The 22154-nt window shown below is 69.5% G+C and carries 19 protein-coding genes; 13 read left to right on the top strand and 6 right to left on the bottom strand.

What is annotated here, in order from left to right; genetic code table 11:
• From fdhD to FSB78_RS07770, 3 genes are read right to left on the bottom strand one after another with little or no spacing between them, the layout of a single operon-like run.
• Entirely contained in the window at nt 1-804 is an 804-nt protein-coding gene (gene fdhD, locus FSB78_RS07780) for a formate dehydrogenase accessory sulfurtransferase FdhD (protein WP_147081547.1), read from the bottom strand.
• The gene (gene mobA / locus FSB78_RS07775) at nt 801-1307 is read right to left on the bottom strand and encodes a molybdenum cofactor guanylyltransferase (protein WP_147081545.1); all 507 of its coding nucleotides are present in this window, start codon (nt 1305-1307) and stop codon (nt 801-803) included. The genes fdhD and mobA overlap by 4 nt, the downstream gene beginning before the upstream one ends.
• Complete coding sequence (locus FSB78_RS07770; protein ID WP_147081543.1) at nt 1304-3583, bottom strand: FdhF/YdeP family oxidoreductase; 2280 nt, start codon at nt 3581-3583, stop codon at nt 1304-1306. Before FSB78_RS07770 ends, mobA begins: the two co-directional genes overlap by 4 nt.
• 129 nt (nt 3584-3712) lie before the next feature.
• Between FSB78_RS07770 and trxB the strand changes: the two genes are divergently transcribed.
• Nucleotides 3713-4681, top strand: a complete 969-nt coding sequence (gene trxB / locus FSB78_RS07765; protein ID WP_147081541.1) for a thioredoxin-disulfide reductase — start codon at nt 3713-3715, stop codon at nt 4679-4681.
• A 77-nt stretch (nt 4682-4758) separates the two neighbouring features.
• Here trxB and FSB78_RS07760 read toward each other — a convergent pair whose 3' ends face one another.
• The 3 genes from FSB78_RS07760 to FSB78_RS07750 are packed head-to-tail and all read right to left on the bottom strand — an operon-like array spanning nt 4759 to nt 6495.
• Entirely contained in the window at nt 4759-5556 is a 798-nt protein-coding gene (locus tag FSB78_RS07760; RefSeq protein WP_147081539.1) for a hydrolase 1, exosortase A system-associated, read from the bottom strand.
• Entirely contained in the window at nt 5544-6230 is a 687-nt protein-coding gene (locus tag FSB78_RS07755; RefSeq protein ID WP_147081537.1) for an alpha/beta hydrolase family protein, read from the bottom strand. Before FSB78_RS07755 ends, FSB78_RS07760 begins: the two co-directional genes overlap by 13 nt.
• Nucleotides 6223-6495 carry an acyl carrier protein gene (locus FSB78_RS07750; RefSeq protein ID WP_147081535.1) on the bottom strand — a complete coding sequence of 91 codons (273 nt, stop codon included), beginning with the start codon at nt 6493-6495 and terminating at the stop codon, nt 6223-6225. Before FSB78_RS07750 ends, FSB78_RS07755 begins: the two co-directional genes overlap by 8 nt.
• 85 nt (nt 6496-6580) lie before the next feature.
• Between FSB78_RS07750 and FSB78_RS07745 the strand changes: the two genes are divergently transcribed.
• The 12 genes from FSB78_RS07745 (at nt 6581) to FSB78_RS07690 (ending at nt 22101) form a co-directional block, all read left to right on the top strand.
• A complete protein-coding gene (locus FSB78_RS07745; RefSeq protein ID WP_199743135.1) occupies nt 6581-8242 on the top strand; it encodes an acyl-CoA ligase (AMP-forming), exosortase A system-associated in 1662 nt (553 codons plus the stop codon).
• The gene (locus FSB78_RS07740; RefSeq protein ID WP_147081533.1) at nt 8239-9468 is read left to right on the top strand and encodes a pyridoxal-dependent decarboxylase, exosortase A system-associated; all 1230 of its coding nucleotides are present in this window, start codon (nt 8239-8241) and stop codon (nt 9466-9468) included. The genes FSB78_RS07745 and FSB78_RS07740 overlap by 4 nt, the downstream gene beginning before the upstream one ends.
• Nucleotides 9469-9561: 93 nt before the next feature.
• Nucleotides 9562-10206 (top strand): XrtA/PEP-CTERM system exopolysaccharide export protein, encoded by a 645-nt coding sequence (locus tag FSB78_RS07735; RefSeq protein ID WP_147081531.1) that lies wholly within the window; start codon nt 9562-9564, stop codon nt 10204-10206.
• 1 nt (nt 10207) lies between these two features.
• Complete coding sequence (locus FSB78_RS07730) at nt 10208-11734, top strand: XrtA system polysaccharide chain length determinant (RefSeq protein WP_147081529.1); 1527 nt, start codon at nt 10208-10210, stop codon at nt 11732-11734.
• Nucleotides 11735-11738: 4 nt separating this feature from the next.
• The gene (locus FSB78_RS07725) at nt 11739-12737 is read left to right on the top strand and encodes an AAA family ATPase (RefSeq protein ID WP_147081527.1); all 999 of its coding nucleotides are present in this window, start codon (nt 11739-11741) and stop codon (nt 12735-12737) included.
• 41 nt (nt 12738-12778) lie between these two features.
• Nucleotides 12779-14395, top strand: a complete 1617-nt coding sequence (locus FSB78_RS07720) for a hypothetical protein (RefSeq protein WP_242008119.1) — start codon at nt 12779-12781, stop codon at nt 14393-14395.
• A gap of 10 nt (nt 14396-14405) precedes the next feature.
• Nucleotides 14406-15473, top strand: coding sequence for an XrtA/PEP-CTERM system-associated ATPase (locus FSB78_RS07715; protein WP_147081523.1), 1068 nt, complete (start codon nt 14406-14408; stop codon nt 15471-15473).
• A gap of 28 nt (nt 15474-15501) precedes the next feature.
• Nucleotides 15502-16329 carry an XrtA system polysaccharide deacetylase gene (locus FSB78_RS07710; protein WP_147081521.1) on the top strand — a complete coding sequence of 276 codons (828 nt, stop codon included), beginning with the start codon at nt 15502-15504 and terminating at the stop codon, nt 16327-16329.
• Complete coding sequence (locus tag FSB78_RS07705) at nt 16326-17372, top strand: FemAB family XrtA/PEP-CTERM system-associated protein (protein ID WP_147081519.1); 1047 nt, start codon at nt 16326-16328, stop codon at nt 17370-17372. The genes FSB78_RS07710 and FSB78_RS07705 overlap by 4 nt, the downstream gene beginning before the upstream one ends.
• Nucleotides 17369-18736: a glycosyltransferase gene (locus tag FSB78_RS07700; RefSeq protein WP_147081517.1), complete on the top strand. Its 1368-nt coding sequence runs from the start codon at nt 17369-17371 to the stop codon at nt 18734-18736. Before FSB78_RS07705 ends, FSB78_RS07700 begins: the two co-directional genes overlap by 4 nt.
• Nucleotides 18736-20220, top strand: a complete 1485-nt coding sequence (gene xrtA / locus FSB78_RS07695; RefSeq protein ID WP_242008117.1) for an exosortase A — start codon at nt 18736-18738, stop codon at nt 20218-20220. Before FSB78_RS07700 ends, xrtA begins: the two co-directional genes overlap by 1 nt.
• On the top strand, nt 20221-22101 hold the full coding sequence (locus FSB78_RS07690) for an XrtA/PEP-CTERM system amidotransferase (RefSeq protein ID WP_147081513.1): 1881 nt from the start codon (nt 20221-20223) through the stop codon (nt 22099-22101).
• Nucleotides 22102-22154: the final 53 nt, after the last annotated feature.

The raw sequence follows: 22154 nt of genomic DNA, 5'->3' as shown, positions 1-22154 counted from the left end.
TCAGGAGGCGGGCTGGGCGGCGAAGCGGCTCCATGGGTCGTTGACGACCAGGATCGCATCGCTGCGTGCCAGCGCGAGCAGCGTCAGCCCGTGCTCGCGCGCATGGTCGATCGCGAGGCTGGTGGGAGCGGAGATGCCGACCAGCATCGGCACGCCGGCAACGAGCGCCTTGTCGACCATCTCGAAGCTGATCCGTGACGTCACGAGGATGAACGCGCAGTCCGTGCCCGCCACCGCGAGCCCGCCGACCAGCTTGTCGAGCGCGTTGTGGCGGCCGACATCCTCGAAGGCGGCGACGACTGCGCCTGCCTCGCCACAGGCTGCGGCGGCGTGTATCGCCCCGGTCGCGGCGTTGAGCGGCTGGTGCGCGCGCAGCCCTGCCAGCGCGGCGAACAGCGCGGCGGGCTCGACCGATGGGGCGGGGGGGCGTGCTGCAACCGGACGGCGCAGCTGCTCGAGCCCGGATATGCCGCACAAACCGCAGCTCGTGTCGCTGGTCCGGTGGCGGACGCGGTCATGGATACGGCCGCGACAGCGGTCGGCCAGGGTGACGCGGACGATCCACCCGATGTCGCCCTCGAAGACGTCGATATCGACGATGTCCGCCGGCGCGTCCGCCAATCGCTCGGTCAGCAGGAAGCCGGTGGCAAAGGCGTCCAGATCCGCCGGCGTCATCATCATCACCGCATAGCCGAGGCCGTCGACTTCGATCGCGACCGGCGCCTCGATCGCGATCCGGCGTTCGGCGGTGGTCACGCCATGAGGGCGCAGGACCAGGACCGGCTCGGTCCGCGACGACGTCATAAGGTCGCGAGATCCGCGGGCGTGTTGACGTTGGGAATGACCCCCGGCGACGCGATCGGCAACGCGCCGATCGCCAGCGCCCAGCGGCGCACCGAGCGGTTCGGAAACGACTCGATCTCCGCCAGAAGCGCAGGTCCGACCTCGACCGGCCAGTGTCCGAGCACGGGAGCGTCGGGACAGAAGGACGGGGCACGACGCGCGAGCGCTGCGACCAGGCCCTCGGGCAGACGCGGCATGTCGCAGGCGATCGTCATGACCGACGCATAGCCGAGCGTTGCGGCGCGATCGAGCGCACCGGCGATCCCGCCCAGTGGCCCCATGTCGGCACGCGGCAGGTCGGGCATGTCGCCACTCGCGCCGCCCACGATCATCGTATCCGCAACGTGCGGCGCCAGCACCGCCCGCGCATGGTCCATGAGCGCCCGGTCCCCGAGCAGCGCCTCGGCCTTGTTCGATCCGAAGCGCGACGATCGACCGCCGGCCAGGACCACGCCCAATATCATGCCTTCTCCAGCCGCACCGGAACCGATTTCGCCGCCAGAACATGGCTTTCCAGCGCGTGGTGCGCAATCGGTATCAGGATGTTGCACTCGGGATAATAGGCGCCGACGCAGCCGACCGGGATGTCGTATTCGACGACGCGCAAGCCCTCGACGCGGCGCTGCGCATTGTCACCGGCGTCGCCGACCAGATGCACCGTGTCTTCGTTCGCGACGCCGATCTTCGCCATGTCGAGCCGGTTCATGAAGATGATGTCGCGCGTGCCCTTCACGCCGCGGAAGCGGTCGTGATAGCCGTAGATCGTCGTGTTGAACTGGTCGTTGGACCGCAGTGTCATCAACCGGAACCGGCCCTCGGCATCGTCGAACCCGGTCGCGCTCAGCACCTCGGGCGTGTTGAACTCGGCCTTGCCGCTCTTCGTCTTCCATTCGCGGTGCGCCGCCGCATTGCCCTTCCAGAAGCCGCCCGGCGTGAACATGCGGTCGTTGAAGTCCGCGAACATGTCGGGATAGGTCGCCTCGATCGCGTCGCGGACCTTGGCATAGTCGCCCGCCCACGCATCCCAGTCGACCTTGGGGTTGGCCGGCATCATCGCCTTGGCAATCCCGGCCACGATCGCGGGTTCGGAAAGCAATGTGTCCGCCGCCGGGGTCGCCTTGCCCTTCGAGCCGTAGATATGGCTGAACGAGTCCTCCACCGACACGCTCTGGGCGCCGGTCGCCTGCATGTCGGTCTCGATGCGGCCGAGGCAGGGCAGGATGTAGCTGGTCTTGCCGGGCAGCAGGTGCGAGCGGTTGAGCTTGGTCGCGACATGGACGGTCAGGTCGAGGCCCTGCCACGCCGCCTCCATCGCCGCGGTGTCGGGGATCGCGCGCACGAAATTGCCGCCGAGCCCGACGAACGCCTGCGCCTCGCCCGACACGACCGCCTCGCAGCTGGCGACGGTGTCCCAGCCGAGTTCGCGCGGCGGTTCGAAGTCGTAGAGTTCCTTCAGCCGGTCGAGCGGGGCCAGCTCGGGCTTCTCGGTGATCCCGACCGTGCGCTGCCCCTGCACGTTGGAATGCCCGCGCACCGGGCCGAACCCGGCGCCCGGCCGTCCGACGTTGCCGCGCAACAGCATGAAGTTGACGACCATGTGGACGTTGTCGATGCCGTGGACGTGCTGCGTCAGTCCCATGCCATAGACGACGATCGTCGCCTTCGACCGCGCATAGACCGCCGCGGCTTCCTCGATCGCCGTGCGGGTCAGCCCGCTGTTGAGCTCGATCGCGTCCCAGCTGGTCGCGCGCGCCTTGTCGGCGAACGCGTCGAACCCGGTGGTATGCTGCGCGATGAAGTCATGGTCGATGATCCCCGGCGCACCGGATTGACGCGCGATATCATCGGCTTCGATGACGAACTTCGAAATCCCCATCATCACGGCGATATCGCCGCCAGCCTTTACCTGGTGATATTGCGAGGCGATCGGGGTCGACTTGCCGGTCGCCATCTCGAGTGGGTTCTGCGGATCCTGGAAGCGTTCGAGTCCGCGTTCCTTGAGCGGATTGAAGACGACGATCTCGACGCCGCGCTTGGCGCAGTCACGCAACGGATGGAGGAAGCGCGGGCTGTTCGACCCCGGGTTCTGCCCGAAGAAGAAGATCGCGTCGCACTTCTCATAGTCCGTGAGCTTGATCGTCCCGACCGGCGACCCGATCGCGGACTTCAGCCCGACTGAGGTCGTCTCGTGGCACATGTTCGAACTGTCGGGCAGGTTGTGGCTGCCGTACATCCGCGCCATCAGCCCGTACATGTACGAGGTCTCGAGGCTGGCGCGACCCGAGGCGTAGAAGATGACCTTCTTGGGATCATAGCCCTTCAGCTTCGATCCGATATCGCCGAAGGCTTCTGCCCAGCTTACAGCGACATAGCGGTCGGTGCTCGCATCGTATTTCAACGGATGCGTCAGCCGCCCGGCCTGTTCGAGGTCGAAATCCTTCCAGCCGCGCAACTCGGTGACCGTGTGCTCGGTGAAGAAGGCAGGGGTGGTGCGATAGGTCGTCAGCTCCCATGCCGTCGCCTTCGCGCCGTTCTCGCAGAACTCGGCGATGTGCGGCTTGGCGGGGCGGCCCCAGGCGCAGCTGACGCAGACGAATCCGTCGGGCTTGTTCTGCCGCGTCAGTTCCTTGAGCGTCTCCGGCCCGATCTTCTCGCGCGCGCTGATCTCGACCAGCGATCGCATCGATCCCCAGCCGCCCGCGGGTGCGGTATAGTCTTCGATATCGATGTCGTCGCTCATGGGTCGGTCCTTCGCTTTCGCCATCAAACGAAGCGGCGGGGCTTTCGATGCACGCAGAACCGCATCGCGGCGGTTCAAATCTCACGGCTCATCGCCTAGATGGGATCCAACGCTCCAAGGATCTGCCCCATGACGACGCACACGACCCGCATGCTCATTCTCGGTTCCGGCCCAGCCGGGCTGTCCGCCGCGATATATGGTGCGCGCGCGGGCATGGCGCCGATCGTCGTGCAGGGCATCCAGCCTGGCGGCCAGCTGACCACGACGACCGACGTCGAGAACTATCCCGGGTTCAAGGACGTGATCCAGGGCCCGTGGCTGATGGAGCAGATGCAGGCGCAGGCCGAACATGTCGGCACGCGGATGATGTGGGACACGATCGTCGAGGTCGACCTGACGCGGCGCCCGTTCCGCCTGATCGGCGACGGCGGCGACGTGTACGAGGGCGACACGCTGGTGATCGCGACCGGCGCGCAGGCCAAGTGGCTAGGGATCGACAGCGAAGAGCCGATGAAGGGCAAGGGCGTCAGCGCCTGCGCGACATGCGACGGGTTCTTCTATCGCGGCAAGAAGGTCGCGGTGATCGGCGGCGGCAACACTGCGGTCGAGGAAGCGCTGTACCTGACCAACCACTCGCCCGACGTGACTCTGATCCATCGCCGCGATTCGCTGCGCGCGGAGAAGATCCTCCAGGAGCGGCTGTTCGCGCACAAGGGCGTGTCGGTGCTGTGGAACAAGGAAGTGCGCGGGTTCGTCGACGGGGGCGGCAATGCGGGGCTGGTCGCGCTCGACCTCGAGGACACGGTGACCGGGGAGCATAGCCGACTCGACGTTGATGGCGGCTTCGTCGCGATCGGCCATCATCCGGCGACCGAGCTGTTCCGCGGGCATATCGATCTGGATTCGGACGGGTACATCGCGGTCGAGACGGGCAGCACGCGGACCAGCGTCGAGGGCGTGTTCGCGTGCGGCGACGTCGCGGACAAGGTCTATCGCCAGGCCGTGACCGCTGCAGGGACGGGCTGCATGGCGGCACTGGACGCCGAGCGCTTCCTCGCGGCGGCAGAGTTCGCGGAGCTGGCCGAGGCAGCGGAGTAACCGCTTCCCTCCGTCATCCTGACGACCGTCAGGATCCAGAGTCATGGAGCGCGGCGCGCGTTACTCTGGATCCCGGATCAGGTCCGGGATGACGGGGAATGGAGGACGGTGACGATCGCGTCCTCCAGGCCGGCTGCTTCGACGGCGCCGGCGAAGCTGTGCGACGCGGTCGGGATGTAGACGGTCCGGCAGGCCAGGCTGACGTGCCGCGCGGCCGCGGTGAACGCCAAGCCAGTCGCGTCCTTCGTAGCCACGATGACGGTCGCAGCCTGTCCCCAACCGCCAAGCGCATCCATAACGCGAGTTTCAAGGCTATCCACCGCTTCAACCGGTCTCGCATGAATCTTGCGTAAACCACGGAAAACGCCGCGGATGTTGACGCCACCGCCAAGCAGGCGTCGCCATTCACGCGGATCGCGCAGCCGCTGGGAATAGCGTGCACGGATCGCCGCCGCGGGCGGGAGATCGTCGGTCTCCTTGGCCAGCCAGGGATTGGCGAGCACGACGGCATCCAGCCCGGCGTCGCGGCCGAACAGCGCGAGCGTGCTCGCCGCATCGCAATTGCCGAACCCGACGAGGCGGGTGACGGCGGGCATGGCGGCACGGAAGGCGGCGGCCGCGGCGATCAGGTCGGGCCGCGCGGACAGGAACCCGCCATTGATGCCGCTCGAATCGCCGACCCCGCGACGGTCGTAGCGCAGCACGGGCACGCCGCGCGCCGCCAGCCGCTGCGCCAGCATCGCCATCCCGCGATGCGCGCCGCAGCGGATTACGTTGCCGCCCGAGACGATCAGCAGGCCGGTGGTGCCGGGGGCCGTGTCCAGGGTTGCCGCGAGCGTCTCCCCTTCGCAAGGGACGGCGATCACGCGGCGCATCGAGCGATCCAGTCGGCAATGTCCTCGGCGATCGCAGCGGCGAGCGCGGGATCGGTGTCGGGCTCCGCGGCACGCCATAGCGGACGCCCGGCGAACACCCGGTCCGCCGGGCGCAAATCGCCATCGAGACGGACGACGCGCTCGGCCGGTGACGGTTCGGCGGTTTTGAGGGCGACGAGCAGGTCGCGCGCGACAGCGTTGCCCGCCAGCACGATCGGCGGGCCGGGCGGGTCGATGTCCGCGGGATCGAACGCCGCGCCGCCTTCGCGGACCGCGGCCAGCCGCGTGCGGACCAAGTCGCGTACGACATCGGCGCCGGTGGGCGGTGACAGATGATAGCGGCCGACGAGGTCGGCCTCGCCGTCGAGCAGCGCGCCGCCGCGGATCGCGACGCCGTACGTGGGGCGGGGCGGGACTGCAGCTGCGAACGCCGTGCGCCAATCGTCGAGCCGCGCATCCTGCGTGGCGACCAGGCTCTCGTTGGTCCCGGGAAGATCGGGCAGGATGCTCCCGATACCCCGCAATGCCAGCCCGCGCATGACGGCGACCGTGAAGGCGCGCAGGCGGTTGGCCTCCTCGAACAACGCCGGCGCAATCAGGACGACCGGACCGGACTGCGGTCCCAGGCATAGCTGTGCCTCGCGCCCTGGGGCCGAGGCGCAGGCGTCAGACAAGCGCCTTGGTCGCAGCGAACCGGACGAGCGTGCCGAACGTCTCCAGCATCTCGCCATCGACCTCGTCATCCTCGATCACGATGCCGAGCCGGTCCTCGAGTTCGGTCAGCACGCCCGCGACCGCCATCGAATCGAGTTCGGGCAGCGCGCCGAACAACGCCGTGTCGGGTGTGAAGGCGGCGACGCGATCCGCGCTGAGGCCGAGGACGTCGGCGAGCACCGCGCGGACGGCGAGGTCGACCTGGTTGGTTCCTTCAGGGATCAAGGTTCAAGCCCAAAGTGATTGCAAACGCGCATGCGGTATAGTGCGGGGGTGAATTCGGCAACGGCTTGGGCGTATGAGGGCGCCGATGATCGCCCTCGACCCCACGCCCCATCCGATCGACTATCTGACCGCGCGCGGCGCGGCGGACGCGGTCGCGCTCGTCGATCGCGCGGGGGTGATGACGTTTGCCGAGCTCGAGGCGGCGGTGTCGGCGGTGGCGGGATGGCTGACGGGGCGGGGGCTTGCCCCGGGCGACCGGGTCGCGACGTGGTTGCCGAAGACGCGGCTGGCGTGCGTGATGCCGCTCGCGGTGGCGCGCGCCGGGCTGGTGCATGTGCCGGTCAACCCCGCGCTGCGACGCGCGCAGGTCGCGCATATCCTGACGGATAGCGGGGCGGTGCTGCTGGTGACGCAGGGGGCGCGGGCCGGGACGCTGGAGGCAGGGGATGTGCCGGCCGGTTGTGTCATCGTCGACGAGAATGAACTGCCACTTCTACCCCGGCGGAGGCCGGGGCCCAGATGGCAAGGCCCCGGTGAACAAGGGCAGCCCCCGGTTACGTCCGTTCTCCCAACTGGGCCCCGGCCTTCGCCGGGGAAGGAGGGGGGCTTGGGCCCGTCGTCCGCCGACCCCGATTCGCTCGCCGCGATCCTCTACACCTCCGGCTCCACCGGCCGGCCCAAGGGCGTGATGCTCAGCCATGCGAATCTGTGGCTCGGGGCGATCTCGGTCGCGCATTATCTGGGGCTGACCCCCGACGACCGCGTGCTCGGCGTGCTCCCCTTGAGCTTCGACTATGGCCAGAACCAGCTGTTCTCGACCTGGGCAGCAGGCGCGTCGGTCGCGCCGCTCGATTATCTCACGGCACGCGACGTCGTGAAGGCGGTCGAGCGGACGGGGGCGACGACGCTGGCAGGCGTCCCGCCCTTGTGGGTGCAGTTGCTCGAGGCGGAGTGGCCGGCCGAGACTGCGGCACGGCTGAGGCGGCTGACCAATTCCGGTGGGGCGCTGACCCCGCGGCTGGTCCGCGGCCTGCGCACGCGCTTCCCGGCGGCGGACCTGTACGCGATGTACGGGCTGACCGAGGCGTTCCGCTCGACCTATCTCGCGCCGGACCTGATCGAGTCGCATCCCGACGCGATGGGCCGCGCGATCCCGTTTGCCGAGGTCACGGTGCGACGGCCGGATGGGACCGAAGCGGCAGCGGACGAATCGGGCGAGCTCGTCCATGCCGGGCCGCTGGTCGCGCAGGGCTATTGGCGCGATCCCGAGCGGACCGCGCAGCGCTTCCGTCCCGAACCCGACGGCCGCCTCGCGGTGTGGTCGGGCGACACGGTGGTCCTGGGTGCCGACGGGCTGCTTCGCTTCGTCGGTCGCGACGACGAGATGATCAAGAGCGCGGGCAACCGCATCAGCCCGCTCGAGGTCGAGGAAGCGGTGCTGGCGGGCGGAGAAGCGCGTGAGGCGGTCGCGGTCGGCGTCGCGGACGAGCGGCTGGGCCAGGCGATCGTCGTCGTGCTGGCGGGCGACCCGGCGAACGAAGAGGCGTTGCGACATAGGGTGCGCGGCGTCCTGCCGAGTTTCATGCAGCCGGCGCGCTATGAATGGCGCGACGCATTGCCCCGCAACGCGAACGGCAAGCTCGATCGGTCGGCGATCGCATCAGGCGTCAGAAATTGTTCCCCCGCGAAGGCGGGGGTCCAGTCTGGGCCCCCGCCTTCGCGGGGGAACAAGGAGGAGTCACGATGAAGCCGATGGGGCCTCTGCCGCAGGAGTTTGTCGATCAGGCTGGCGTCCTGACGATCGGCGGTCACGCCGCGGACGCATTGGTCGCGTCAGCGGCCGACACGCCGCTTTTCGTCTATGACATGACCGCAATAGCGACGCGGATCGCGCGGTTCCGCGACGCATTTCCGAGCATTGACCTGCATTACGCGATCAAAGCCAACCCCCTACCTGCGCTGCTCGCCGCAATCGCGCCGCTCGTCGACGGCCTCGACGTCGCATCGGCGGGCGAGCTGGCCAAGGCGCTGATGGTCAAGCCGGCGCGGGCGATCAGCTTCGCGGGACCAGGCAAGCGCGACGACGAGTTGACCGACGCGATCCGCGCGGGTGCGACACTCAACGTCGAATCGGAGGGTGAGGCCGAGCGTGGGTTCGCGATCGGCGACGCACTCGGTCTCGCGCCGCGGATGGCGGTGCGCGTGAACCCGGATGTCGAACTGCGCGGGTCGGGCATGAAGATGGGCGGCCGGGCCTCGCCGTTCGGGGTCGACGCGGCCCGCGCCGCAACGCTGGTCCGGCGGATCGTCGCGGCGGGAGCCCACTGGCGTGGCTTCCATATCTATGCGGGCAGCCAGGCGCTCGACGCGCAGGCGATCGTCGATACGCAGGCGGCGACGCTGGTGCTCGCTGCGCGGCTGTCCGAGGAGGCGGGTCTCGCACCGCCGCTGGTCAATCTCGGCGGCGGGTTCGGCGTGCCCTATTTTGCCGGCGACGTGGCGCTGGACGTCGAACAGGTGGGCGCTGCGCTTGGCGATGCGCTCGCGGCGCGCGCGCCGGTCCTTGCCGACACGCGGTTCGCGATCGAGCTGGGGCGCTGGCTGGTCGCGGAAGCCGGCGTCTATCTCACGCGCGTCGTCGACGTGAAGCAGAGCCAGGGGGAGACCTTCGTCGTCGTCGACGGCGGGCTCAACCACCAGCTCGCGGCCAGCGGCAATTTCGGGACCGTCGTGCGCCGCAACTACCCGCTCGCCGTCGCCGCGCGGATGGGCGAGGCGGCGGCGGGCGAGGTCAGCGTGGTCGGCCCGCTCTGCACCCCGCTCGACCGCCTGGGCGACCGCATCGCGCTGCCGCCGGTCGCGGTCGGAGACCTGATCGCGATCTTCCTCGCCGGGGCCTATGGCGCGTCGGCGAGCCCGTCGGGGTTCCTTGGCCACCCGGCTGCATCCGAACTGGTTGTCGAGCGTTCCTAACGCTATATTCACCTGTTCGACGCATAGCGATCCTGAGTTCAGCCGCTCTTGGTGCAGACCGGGGGGCGGCATGACGTCAGGAGATTGCTACCCATGCGTGCCGGACCCGTTGCCCGTTCCCTGCTGATCACCGGCCTTGCCGCGTCGACGCTCGCCGCCTGCACGACGACCGGCGGACGGCCGGAACTGCCGCCTGCGTCCTATGTCGCGAACAAGGAAGTGCCCGGCGAGGAATATGTCATCGGGCCGCTCGACCAGCTCAACATCTTCGTCTGGCGCAACCCCGAGCTGTCGTCGAAGGTCCAGGTGCGCCCCGACGGGCGGATCACCACGCCGCTGATCAACGACATGCCCGCGGTCGGCAAGACGCCCGCCGTGCTCGCCGACGACATGAAGAAGGCGCTCGGCCAGTATATCAAGGACCCGATCGTCTCGGTGATCGTCGAGAATTTCTCGGGCACCTACAGCCAGCAGGTCCGCATCGTCGGCGCGACCGAGAAGCCCGCCTCGATTCCCTACCGCGCCAACATGACTCTGCTCGACGCGATGATCGCGGTCGGCGGTCTCAGCCAGTACGCCGCGGGCAACAAGGCGCGCCTGGTCCGCTACGACCGCGCGACCGGCAAGCAGACCGAATTCGCGCTGCAGATCGGCAACCTGCTCAAGAAGGGCGATTCCTCGGCGAACGTCCGGCTCGAGCCGGGCGACGTGATCATCATCCCCGAATCGATGTTCTGAGATGAACGGGATCTACGACGAAGTCCGCATCGCGCTGCACGCGATCTGGCACCGCCGCTGGCTCGCGCTGGCGGTGGCGTGGGCCGTGTGCGTGCTCGGCTGGCTGGTCGTGTCGCAGATCCCGAGCCGGTACGAATCGAGCGCACGCGTGTTCGTGCAGATGCAGAACATCCTGCCCTCGACGATGGATGCCGGAGCGCAGTCGACGCAGAACGACGTCGACACCATCCGCCAGACCTTGGTGTCGGCGGTGAACCTGGAAAAGGTCGTGCGCGGCACCGACCTCGCCAACACGGTATCGAGCGACCGCGACGTCGCCGACCGCGTCGCAGGGCTGGCGCAGAGCATCAAGATCGTGTCGCAGCAGGACAATCTGTTCACGATCACGACCACCTCGTCGAGCCCCAAGCTGGCGCGGACGATCACGCAGAAGCTGATCGACATCTTCGTCGAACAGAATCTCGCCGGCGACCGCACCAGCACCAGCCAGAGCCTGACCTTCCTCGATTCGCAGCTCGAACAGCGTCAGAAGCAGCTGCAGGACGCCGAGGCCAAGCGCGCCGATTTCCAGAACCGCTACCTCGGCTCGCTGCCCGGCACCGGATCGGTCAGCGACCGCATCGGCGCCTCGCGCGCGCAGATGGCGCAGGTCGACGGAGACCTGGCCGCGGCGCAGTCGAGCCTGGCCGCGGTGCAGGGTCAGATGGCCGGCACGCCCGCGACCGTCGCCGGTGCGCCCGGGGCTGCGGGTTCGGCAGGCCCGGCGCGCGCGCGGCTGCAGGCGATCCAGGGGCAGCTCGCCGATGCGCGCGCGCGCGGCTACACCGACAACCATCCCGACGTCGTGGCGCTGAAGAGCCAGCTGGCGTCGGCCACCGCGGCCGCACGCGGCGAACCGCTGGCGGGCGCCGCCGGTGGATCGGGCGCGACCGCCAACCCGCTCTACGTCTCGCTCCAGTCGATGCTCGCCGACCGGCAGGCCGCGGTCGCCGCACTCAGGATGCGCAAGAGCCAGCTGCAGGGCGACGTCGACCTGCTCAACAGCAAGATCGCCGCCGACCCCGAAGCCGCCGCCGAACAGGGCAGCATCGACCGCGACTATCAGGTGCTGAAAGACCAGTATGCGCAGCTGCTGACGCAACGCGAGCAGATCGCGCTGCGCGGCCAGGCGCAGACCCAGACCGACCGCGTGAAGTTCAGCGTGATCGACCCGCCGACGACGCCGCGCACGCCGACCGCGCCGAATCGCATGCTGCTGCTCACCGGCGTGCTGATCGCCGGGCTGGGTGCGGGCGTCGGAGCCGCCTTCGCGATGGGCCAGCTGCGCACGACGTTCGCGACCGGCGCGCGGCTGGAACGGGCCGCCGGCCTGCCGGTGATCGGTTCGATCGGCGAGGTCGTCACGCGGATCCAGTCCGACCAGCGCCGCCGCAAACTGAAGATCTTCCTGGGCGGCACCGCCGCGCTGGGAGCCGCCTATGTCCTGCTGCTGGGGGTCGAGATCCTCCAGCGTGGCATGGCGGCGTGAGGGGATGACCGTGACGACACCCAAGACGACGCGCGAACCCTCGCTGCTGGAACGCGCGGCGAAGGTCTATGATTTCTCCGCGCACGCCCGTGCCCGGGACGACGGACCGGTCGCGCCCGTCACCCCGGCCGCGCCGGTCGCGCCGGAGCCGGCCACCGCCGCTCCGATCAGCACCGACCCGACCTTCCTCGCGATCCCGGAGAACCTGCGTGCGGCGGTTGGCGAGGAGCTTCCCGACGATTTCTACCTGCCCGTCGATCATGGCGACATCGCCGCGATCGATCGTGGGATGCTGGCGTCCAGCGGGATGATCGTGCCCGGCGCGCCGGTGGGGCCGCTCGCCGAGGAATTCCGCCTGATCAAGCGGCAGCTGCTGATTACCAAGGGGCGGATCGCCGAGACCGACAGCGCCGACAAGGCGCGCACGATCCTGGTCTGCTCGGCACGCCCCGAGGACGGCAAGACCTTCTGCGCGGTCAATCTCGCGCTGTCGCTCGCCGCGGAACGCGATACCGAAGTGCTGCTGGTCGACGCCGACGTCGCCAAGCCCGACGTCCTCAACCAGCTGGGACTGTCCGACGGGCCGGGCCTGCTCGACGCGCTCGCCGATACGCAGATCGACGTCGAGACTCTCGTGATCCGCACCGATGTGCCGCATCTGTCGATCCTGCCCGCCGGCACCAAGACCGCGATGGACACCGAGCTGCTGGCGAGCGCGCGGACCCGCAACGTGCTCGCCCGCCTGCTCGCGGCGAACCCGCGCCGCGTCATCATCTTCGATTCGCCGCCCGCGCTCGCGGCCTCGCCCGCCTCGGTGCTGGCGATGATGGTGGGGCAGGTGATGCTCGTCGTTCGCGCCGATCGCACCCCCGAAGGGGAACTGCGCGCCGCGGTCAATCTGCTCGACAGTTGCGAGCATATCCAGCTCGTCCTCAACGCCGTGTCGTTCGTGCCGGGGGGCGCGCGGTTCGGCAGTTATTACGGCCAGGGGGGATCTCAATGACCCGCATATTCCGCGCCGCCACCCGGGGGGGTGGGGTTGCCTTGATCGCTCTGCTCGCCGCCGGACCCGTGTCCGCACAAGCCACGCAGGGCACGCGCCGCGTCACCGTGGTGCCCTATGTCGAGGCGAGCCAGATCTTCGACGCCGACCTGAATGGCGGCGACGTGGTGACCTATACCTCGCTGGCGGCGGGGGTCGACGGATCGATCCAGACGCAGCGCGTCGCGGCGCAGGCGAGCGTCCGCTACGAGCATCGCTTCTCGTACGACGACCGCATCGGCGATCAGGACGTCCTGTCGGGCCTCGCGCGCGCCGACGTCCAGCTGACCCGCGCGCTGTCGGTCGAGGCCGGCGGCATCGCGACGCGCGCCCGGTCCGACATCCGCGGCGCGGCACCCGGCATCCTGGTCGGCAACGTCGACAATATCGCGCAGGTCTATGCGGGCTATGTCGGTCCCAGCCTGGCGACCAACGCCGGGCCGATCGCGCTCAACGCCGACTATCGCTTCGGCTATACCAAGGTCGAGACGCCGACCTTCGCCGACACCGGGCTGGGCACGCGGCGGCTGGATTATTACGACGATTCGATCGGCCACGTCGCGACCGCGAGCGCAGGGTTCCAGCCCGGCACGCTGCTGCCCGTCGGGCTGACCGCGAGCGCCGGGTACGACCGCGAGACCGCGAGCCAGCTCAGTCAGCGGTACGAGGGCTGGTTCGGCCGCGGCGACGCGCTGTTGCCGGTATCGCCCTATGTCGCGCTGACCGCGGGCGTCGGCTACGAGAAGATCGAGACCAGCCAGAAGGACGCGCTGGTCGACGCCGCGGGCGTGCCCGTGCTCGACGACGACGGCCGCTTCGTCACCGCACCCGGATCGCCGCGCCGCATCGCCTACCGGACCGACGGCGTCTATTACGACGCGGGCGTGATCTGGCGCCCCAACCGCCGCACCTCGGTCGAGGCGCGGGTCGGCAAGCGCTATGGCTCGCTCAGCTATACCGGTACCGCGACCTACCAGGCATCGAAGGGCGTCGGCCTCGCGGTCAACGTCTATGACGGCGTCCAGACGTTCGGCCGCCAGCTCCGCACCGGGCTCGCCAACATCCCGACCAGCTTCATCTCGCCGACACAGGGGTTCAGCCAGCAGTTCAACGGCTGCGTCTTCGGATCGACCGGAGCGGCGCCCGGCGGGTGCCTCGACGACGTGTTCCAGTCGATCTCGACGTCGAGCTACCGCGCGCGCGGGATCGACGGCGTGCTGGTCGCGACCCGCGGCCGCAGCACCTGGGGAGCGGGCATCGGCTATGCCAACCGCAAGCTCTACGCGCCGCGCGTCGCGCCCGGGCTGGTGGTGTCCGGGCTCGAGGACCAGAGCTATTACGGCCAGCTGTTCTACGCGCGCGTGCTGACGCAGCAGTCGGGCATCAATGCCAACGCCTTCGTCAACTATTACGACAGCGGCATCGGCGGTGGCGGCGCGGGCCTCGTCCAGGACGGCGGGGACGACGGCGTGTGGTCATATGGCGCGACCGGGAGTTATTATCGCAACTTCGGCCGACTCGGCACGACCGCCTCGGTCGGGCTGTACAGCTTCAAGGTCGGCGATTTCGACAGCGACTGGTCGGCGCAAGCGCTGCTCGGTGCAAGATACCAGTTCTAGGACGGGCCCTATGTACGACGAACATTACGGACTGACCGGTCGGCCCTTCCAGCTGACCCCGGACCCGAAATTCTGGTTCGAGACCGCGACGCACCGCAAGGCGATGGCGTATCTCGGCTATGGCCTGGCGCAGGGCGAGGGCTTCATCGTCATCACCGGTGACATCGGGGCGGGCAAGACCACGCTGGTCGGCCATTTGATGGACACGATCGACCACAAGCGGCTGAATGCGATCCGGATCGTGTCCACCGCGATCGAGGCCGAGGACCTGTTGCGGATCGTCGCGACCGATCTGGGCGTCGATCCGGCGGGCCTCGAAAAGGCGCAGCTGCTGACCGCGATCGAACGCGGGCTTCACGCGGTGGCGCGGACCGGGCGGCGGACGCTGCTCGTCGTCGACGAGGCGCAGGCGCTGCCGGTGTCCGCGCTGGAGGAACTGCGGATGCTGTCGAACTTCCAGGCCGGCGGGCAGTCGCTGCTGCAGATCCTGCTGCTCGGCCAGCCCGAGTTCCGCGACCGGCTGCACGGCTCGGACCGGCTCGAACAGCTGCGCCAGCGGATCATTGCGATCCACCATCTCGACCCGATGGAGGAGCATGAGGTCGCGGACTATATCGCGCACCGCCTCGCCGTGGTCGGCTGGACCGGCAACCCTGATTTCCAGGAGGACGCGTTTGCCGCGCTGTACCGCGGATCGGCGGGCGTGCCGCGGCGGCTGAACCTGCTCGCCGGCCGCGTGATGCTGCACGCCGCGGTCGAGAACCTCACGCTGATCGACCAGGCGGTGGTCGAGGCGGTGATCGGCGATCTCGACGCCGACCTGCCGACGCTGGCGCTGAGCGTGCCGGACGAGCCCGAGGCGGCGCCGGTAACCCCGAGCGCACCCGCTACGGCCGCCGCACCGGCGGTCGACGCCGCACTGGCCGCGCGGGTCGCCGAACTCGAATCGCGCGTCGAGCAGCAGGACCAGGCGCTGCGCCGCGTCCTGACCCTGCTCGTCGACTGGGTCGAGAGCGATACGACGAGGCCGGACTATGCGCCGATCCGCGGCGTCGCGAACTGGCACGACGCGGCCTGACATGCTGAATGGCCAAGTTCTGAATGGCATGTCCGTCGACGTCGAGGAGTGGTTCCAGGTCGGCGCGTTCGAGCGCGTGATCGACAAGGCCGACTGGCGCGGCCTCGAATCGCGCGTCGAGGCGAACACCGACGCCACGCTGGCGCTGTTCGCCGAGAGCGGAGTGCTCGGTACCTTCTTCACGCTCGGCTGGGTCGCGGATCGCTATCCGCACCTGATCCGCCGCATCGTCGATGCCGGGCACGAGATCGCGAGCCATGGCTGGGACCATCAGCGCGTCTTCACGATGGACGCGGAGACGTTCCGCGCCGACCTGGCGCGCGCGCGGGCGACGATCGAGGATGCGGCGGGGCAGAAGGTCACGGGCTACCGCGCGCCGAGCTTCTCGATCGACCAGCGCACGCCCTGGGCACATGTCGTGCTGGCGGAAGAGGGCTATGCCTATTCGTCGAGCGTCGCACCGCTGAAGCACGACCATTATGGCTGGCGCGAGGCGCCGCGCTACGCGTTCGAGCCGCTGCCCGACAGCGCGCTGATCGAGCTGCCGGTGACGGTGGCCGAGATCGGCAAGCGGCGCCTCGCGACGGGTGGCGGGTTCTTCCGGCTGCTGCCGTCCGCGCTGACCAATTTCGCGGTGCGGCAGGTCAATGCGGCCGAGCGGCCGGCGGTGTTCTATTTCCATCCCTGGGAGATCGACCCGGCGCAGCCGCGCGTCCGACAGGCACCGATGCGATCGAAGCTGCGGCATTATTCGCGGCTGGGCGCCATGGCCGGCAAGCTGCGCGGGCTGATCGGCGAGCACGACTGGGGCCGCGTCGATACGGTCGTGGCGCGCGAAGCCGCACGGTTGCGATGAAGCCGCTGGAGGCCGCCCCGCTGGGCGTGCGCGAGGCGGATCTGCGCGAGGCGGACGACTGCGCGCGGATCGTCGCGTTCGTCGAGGCGACGCAGGGCGCGACGCCGTTCCATTTGCCGGCGTGGAGTCTGGCCGTGCAGGCCGGGTGCGGGCAGCGCGCGCGCTACCTGATCGCCGAACGCGCGGACGGGACGATCGTCGGCGTGCTGCCGCTCAGCGAAATGCGCTCGCCGCTGTTCGGGCGCGCGCTGGTGTCGACCGGGTTCGGCGTCGACGGCGGCGTGCTCGGTGACGCGGTCGAGGCACTGGCCTCGGGGGCGTGGGACCTTGCGCAGCGGCTCGGCTGCCCGTCGGTCGAACTGCGCGGCGGCGCGGCGCCCGAGGGCTGGGCCAGCGACGACACGAGCTATCTCGGTTTCGCGCGCGATCTCGCCGCGGACGACGACGCCGAACTGCTCGCGATCCCCCGGAAACAGCGCGCCGAGGTACGCCGGGCGCTCGGCTTCGACCTCGACGTCGCGACCGGTACGAGCCGCGCGATGCAGGCCGAGCACTACCGGGTCTATGCCGAATCGGTCCGCAACCTCGGTACGCCGGTGTTTCCCGCGAAACTGTTCCGCAGCGTGATGACGTCCATGGACGCCGACATCCTCACCGTCCGCCACCAGGGCCGCGCGGTGGCGAGCGTGCTGAGCCTCTATTTCCAGGGCACCGTCTACCCCTATTGGGGCGGCGGCACCGCGGCGGCGCGCGGCCTGCGTGCCAACGACCGGATGTATTTCGCGCTGATGGCGCATGCCCGCGCGCGCGGCTGCACGCGGTTCGACTTCGGCCGGTCCAAGACCGACACCGGCGCCGCCGCGTTCAAGAAGAATTGGGGCTTCACTCCCGAAAAACGTCTCTACGCGAAACGCAGCGACGGCCCGGCGCGCGAGGTGAACCCGCTCAACCCCAAATATGCGCTGATGGTCCGCACCTGGAAGAAGCTCCCGCTCTGGGCCGCCAATGCCGCCGGGCCGTGGATATCCCGGGGCCTGGGGTGAGCCTGCTCTTCCTGGCGCACCGCCTGCCGTTTCCCCCCGATCGCGGCGACAGGATCCGCAGCTTCCACATCCTGCAATATCTCGCCAGGCGAATGCCGGTGCATCTGGTCGCTTTCACGGAAGACGACGCGCCGCCGCCGCCCGCCTTCACGGCCATTCTGGCGAGCTGCACGATCGTGCCCCGCCGCAAGTCGCAGGTGCGGGCGGCCGTGGAAGCGCTGGCGACGGGGCGCCCGGTCTCACTGACCGCGTTCCACAGCGCGGCGTTCGCGCGCGCACTCGCGCAGGTCCGCAAGCAAAATGCGATCCGCGCGACCGTCGTCTTTTCGGGCCAGATGGCGCAGTATCTCGTCCCCGGCGAGCCCGCGATCATGGATTTCGTCGACGTCGATTCGGCCAAGTTCGCAGGCTATGCCGAGGATGCGACGGGGCCGATGCGCTGGATGATGCGCCGCGAAGCGCGCCTGCTCGGCGCGTTCGAACGCGACGTCGCCGCGCGCGTTTCGGCCAGCCTGTTCGTCAGCGACGCCGAAGCCGCACTGTTCCGCACGGGCGGCGCGCAGGGCAGGGTGCTCGCGGTCGAGAACGGGATCGATTCCCTGACGTTCGATCCCACCGCCCTCCCTGCTCCCCTCCCTGGAAGGGAGGGGCCGGGGGTGGGTCCTGAGACTCCCAACGCCAGCGCCAAGGTCCGACCCACCCCCAACCCCTCCCTTCCAGGGAGGGGAGCCCCCCCCCTGATCGTCTTCACCGGCCAGATGGATTATCGCCCCAACATCGACGCGGTGACCTGGTTCGCGCGCGAGATCCTGCCGATCGTCGGCCGCCGCCACCGCGCTCGCTTCGCGATCGTCGGCCGCGCGCCGACCGCGGCGGTGCAGGCGCTGGCGAGCGACGACGTCCTCGTCACCGGCGCGGTCAACGACGTCCGCGGCTGGCTCGCCGCGGCCGATGTCTGCGTCGCACCGCTCAAACTCGCGCGCGGCATCCAGAACAAAGTGCTGGAAGCGATGGCGATGGCACGGCCGGTCGTCGCGTCCGCCGCCGCTGCCGAGGGTATCGACCATGCCGGCACGATCCATGTCGCCAACGACGCCGAAAGCTTTGCAAAGCAGATCGGCGACCTGCTCGACGATCCCGCCACGGCCTCGCAGCTCGGCAGCTCGGCCCGCACGCAGGTCATCGCCCGCTACGGCTGGGACGCCCGCCTGGCCCCCCTCGACGCGCTGCTCCACTTCGATCCTCCCCCGCCAGGGGGAGGTGGCAGGCGCAGCCTGACGGAGGGGGCGGACACGGAACGCCCGAAGGAGGTGCCGCCCCCTCCGACGCCTTCGGCGCCACCTCCCCCTGGCGGGAGAGGATGATGTCGCTTTCGCAGCTTTGGCGGCGGCACCTTCTCGCGCTCGCGCTTGTCGCAGGCGCTCTGCTCCTGCTCTTTCGCAACGACGTCGCCGCTCTGGTACGGATCTGGTGGACGAGCACGACCTTCGGGCACTGCCTGTTCATCGGTCCGGTCATCGCGTGGCTGGTGTGGCAGCGCCGCAGCGAACTGGCGCAACTGACCCCCGTCGGCTGGTGGCCCGGGCTCGCACTCGTCGCCGTCGGCGGGTTGGGCTGGCTGACGGGCGACGCCGCCTCGGTCGGTTTCGCGCGGCAACTGGGGCTCGTCGTCATGCTGCAGGGTGCGGTCGTCGCGATCCTCGGGCCGAACGTAGCGCGCGGGCTGCTCTTCCCGCTCGGCTACGCGTTCTTCCTCGTGCCGTTCGGCGAAGGGCTCGAGCCGCCGCTCCAGAGTATCACCGTCGCGATCGTCATGCCGCTGCTCCATCTGGTCGGCGTGCCGGCGGTGGTCGACGGCGTGCTGATCCATGCGGGGCGCTACTGGTTCGAAGTCGCCGAGGCATGTTCGGGCGCAAAATTCGTCATCGCGATGGTCGCGTTCGGCGTGCTCGTCGCCAACCTCTGCTTCCTGTCGTGGCGGCGCAGGGCACTCTTCCTCGCCGTTTCGGTCGTCGTCCCCGTCATCGCCAACGGGGTCCGCGCATTCGGGACGATCTGGGCGGCCGACCTGACCTCGGTCGAGGCGGCGACGGGGTTCGACCATATCGTCTATGGCTGGGTGTTCTTCGCGCTGGTGATGGCGGGCGTGCTCGCGCTCGGCTGGCGCTGGTTCGACCGCGCGCCCGACGATCCCGCGTTCGATCCCACGCGGCTGCAGACGATGCCGCGCCGTCGTGCGGGGCTCGTCCTCGTGTCGGTCCTGGCGTTCACCACCGCGGCAGTCTTCCCCGCGTGGAGCGAATCGATCGCCGGCCGCGCGACGGTCCTGCCCGCGCATATCGACCTGCCCGTAGTCCCCGGCTGGCACCGCGCCCCGATCAGTACCCGCGCGCCGTGGACCCCCTATTACCCCAACGCCGATCACACCCTGTTCGGCCGCTATGCCGACGCGTCGGGCGAGACCGTGGACCTGGCGATCGCGGTCTATGGCCGCCAGCGCGAGGGCGCCAAGCTCGCCGCGTTCGGCACGGGCGTGCTCCGCGAGGAGGATCGCTGGGTCCGCATCGCCGACCTGCCCGATCTGGGGGGCGGATCGATGATGCGCATCACCGCGCCGGGGCCGGTAGAGCGGATCGTCGGGACATGGTACCGCGTCGGCCATGTCACCACGCACGACCCCTTCGCTGTGAAGCTCGCCACCCTGGAAGCACGGCTGCTCGGCGGACCGCAGCGCGCCGTCGCGGTGCATCTGTCGACCGAGGCGCCGGACGCCGCCCCGATCGCGCGCTTCCTGGCCGCGATGGGACCGGTCGACCGGCTCGCCGACCAGTCCGCGGGGATACGCTAGATGTGCGGGATCGCCGGGATCTTCCACCCGGGCACGCCGAAGCCGGTCGACCCCAGCCGCGTCCACGCGATGATCGCCGCGCAGGCGCATCGCGGGCCCGACGGCGACGGCATCTGGACCGCGCCCGGCGTCGGCTTCGGGCATCGCCGCCTGTCGATCATCGACCTCGAAGGCTCACCGCAGCCGATGTCCGACGGCGGGCTGACGGTCACCTATAACGGCGAGATCTATAATTTCGCCGAGCTGCGCGCCGAGCTCGCGGCCAAGGGCGCGGTGTTTCGCACGGCAGGCGATACCGAGGTGCTGCTGCACGGCTGGCGCGCCTGGGGACCGTCGCTACTCGACCGGCTGAACGGCATGTTCGCCTTCGCGATCCACGACGCGGGCAAACTGTTCCTCGCGCGCGACCGGCTGGGGGTGAAGCCGCTCCATTATGTCGAGCTCGCCGACGGATCGGTCGCGTTCGCCTCCGAGTTGAAGGGGCTGCTCGCGCATCCGCTGGTGCGCCGCACGCCCGACCTGCGCGCGGTCGAGGATTATCTGGCGCTCGGCTACGTTCCCGACGATGCATGCCTGGTCGCCGGCGTGAAGAAGCTCGCCGCGGGGCATTTCCTGCTCGTCGAGCGCGGTCGCGCGGTACCGCAGCCACGCCGTTACTGGGACGTCGATTTCTCCAACCGCGCGCGCGGGTCCGCCGCGGCACTCGGCGAGGAACTGGTCGATCGCATGCGCGCAGGCGTGCGCAGCCGGATGGTCGCGGACGTGCCGCTTGGCGCGTTCCTGTCGGGCGGGGTCGACAGCTCGGCGGTCGTCGCGTTGATGGCGGAGGCGAGCCCAAAGGCGGTGCGCACCTGCACGATCGGCTTCGACGAGGCAGGGCACGACGAACGCGCGCATGCCACCGCGGTCGCGCGGCGCTTCGCAACCGACCACCGCGAACGCGTCGTCGGCGCGGACGATTACGGGCTGATCGACACGCTGGTCGCGAGCTTCGACGAACCGTTCGCGGATGCGTCGGCGCTCGCGACCTATCAGGTCTGCGCACTCGCCCGCGAAAGCGTCACCGTCGCGCTGTCGGGGGACGGCGCGGACGAGGCGCTCGCGGGCTATCGTCGCTACAAGTTCCAGGCCGCCGAGGAGCGCGTCCGCGGGTTGCTGCCCGAGCATCTGCGCCAGGACGTCTTCGGTACGCTCGGGCGTTTGTATCCCAAGGCCGACTGGGCACCGCGGCCGCTCCGCGCGAAATCGACGCTGCTCGCGCTCGCGATGGGCGGCGGCGAGGCCTATGCGCGGTCGGTGGGGGTGACGACGCCCGAACTGCGCGCGCAGCTGTTCAGCGGGACCGCGCGCGCCGGGCTCGGCGGGTACCGTGCGGAGGATCGCTACGTCGCGACGATGGCCGACGCGCCCGCGCGCGACGCGATCGACCGCGCGCAATATGCCGATATCAAGCACTGGCTGCCCGGCGACATCCTGACCAAGGTCGACCGCACGAGCATGGCGGTCGGGCTCGAGGCGCGCGAGCCGCTGCTCGACCACCGCCTCGTCGAATTCTGCGCGACCTTGCCCGCGTCGATGCGCCTGCACCGCGGCGAGGGCAAATGGCTGATGAAGAAGGCGATGGAGCCCTATCTGCCGAAGGACATCCTATACCGGCAGAAGATGGGGTTCGTGACGCCGATCAGCGCGTGGTTCCGCGGCGCCCTCGCGAGCGAAGCGCGCGCGCTGGCGAAGTCGCGGACGCTGGGCGAGACCGGGTGGTTCGACATGGGCGTACTCGCGCGGATCGCCGAGGAACATCATGCCGGGCGTGCCGAGCATGGCCGGACGCTGTGGCAGTTCGTGATGCTCGAGCGGTCGATGAAGCGGATGTTCGGGTAGGCGGGCGTCATGCGCCATCCGTCATCCTGACGAGAGTCAGGATCCAGAGCCTC

It is taken from the genome of Sphingomonas ginsenosidivorax (assembly GCF_007995065.1).
GTDB classification, from domain to species: Bacteria; Pseudomonadota; Alphaproteobacteria; order Sphingomonadales; family Sphingomonadaceae; genus Sphingomonas; species Sphingomonas ginsenosidivorax.
The sequence above is the reverse complement of the archived record's forward strand: the minus strand, read 5'-3'. Positions and strand labels throughout refer to the sequence as shown.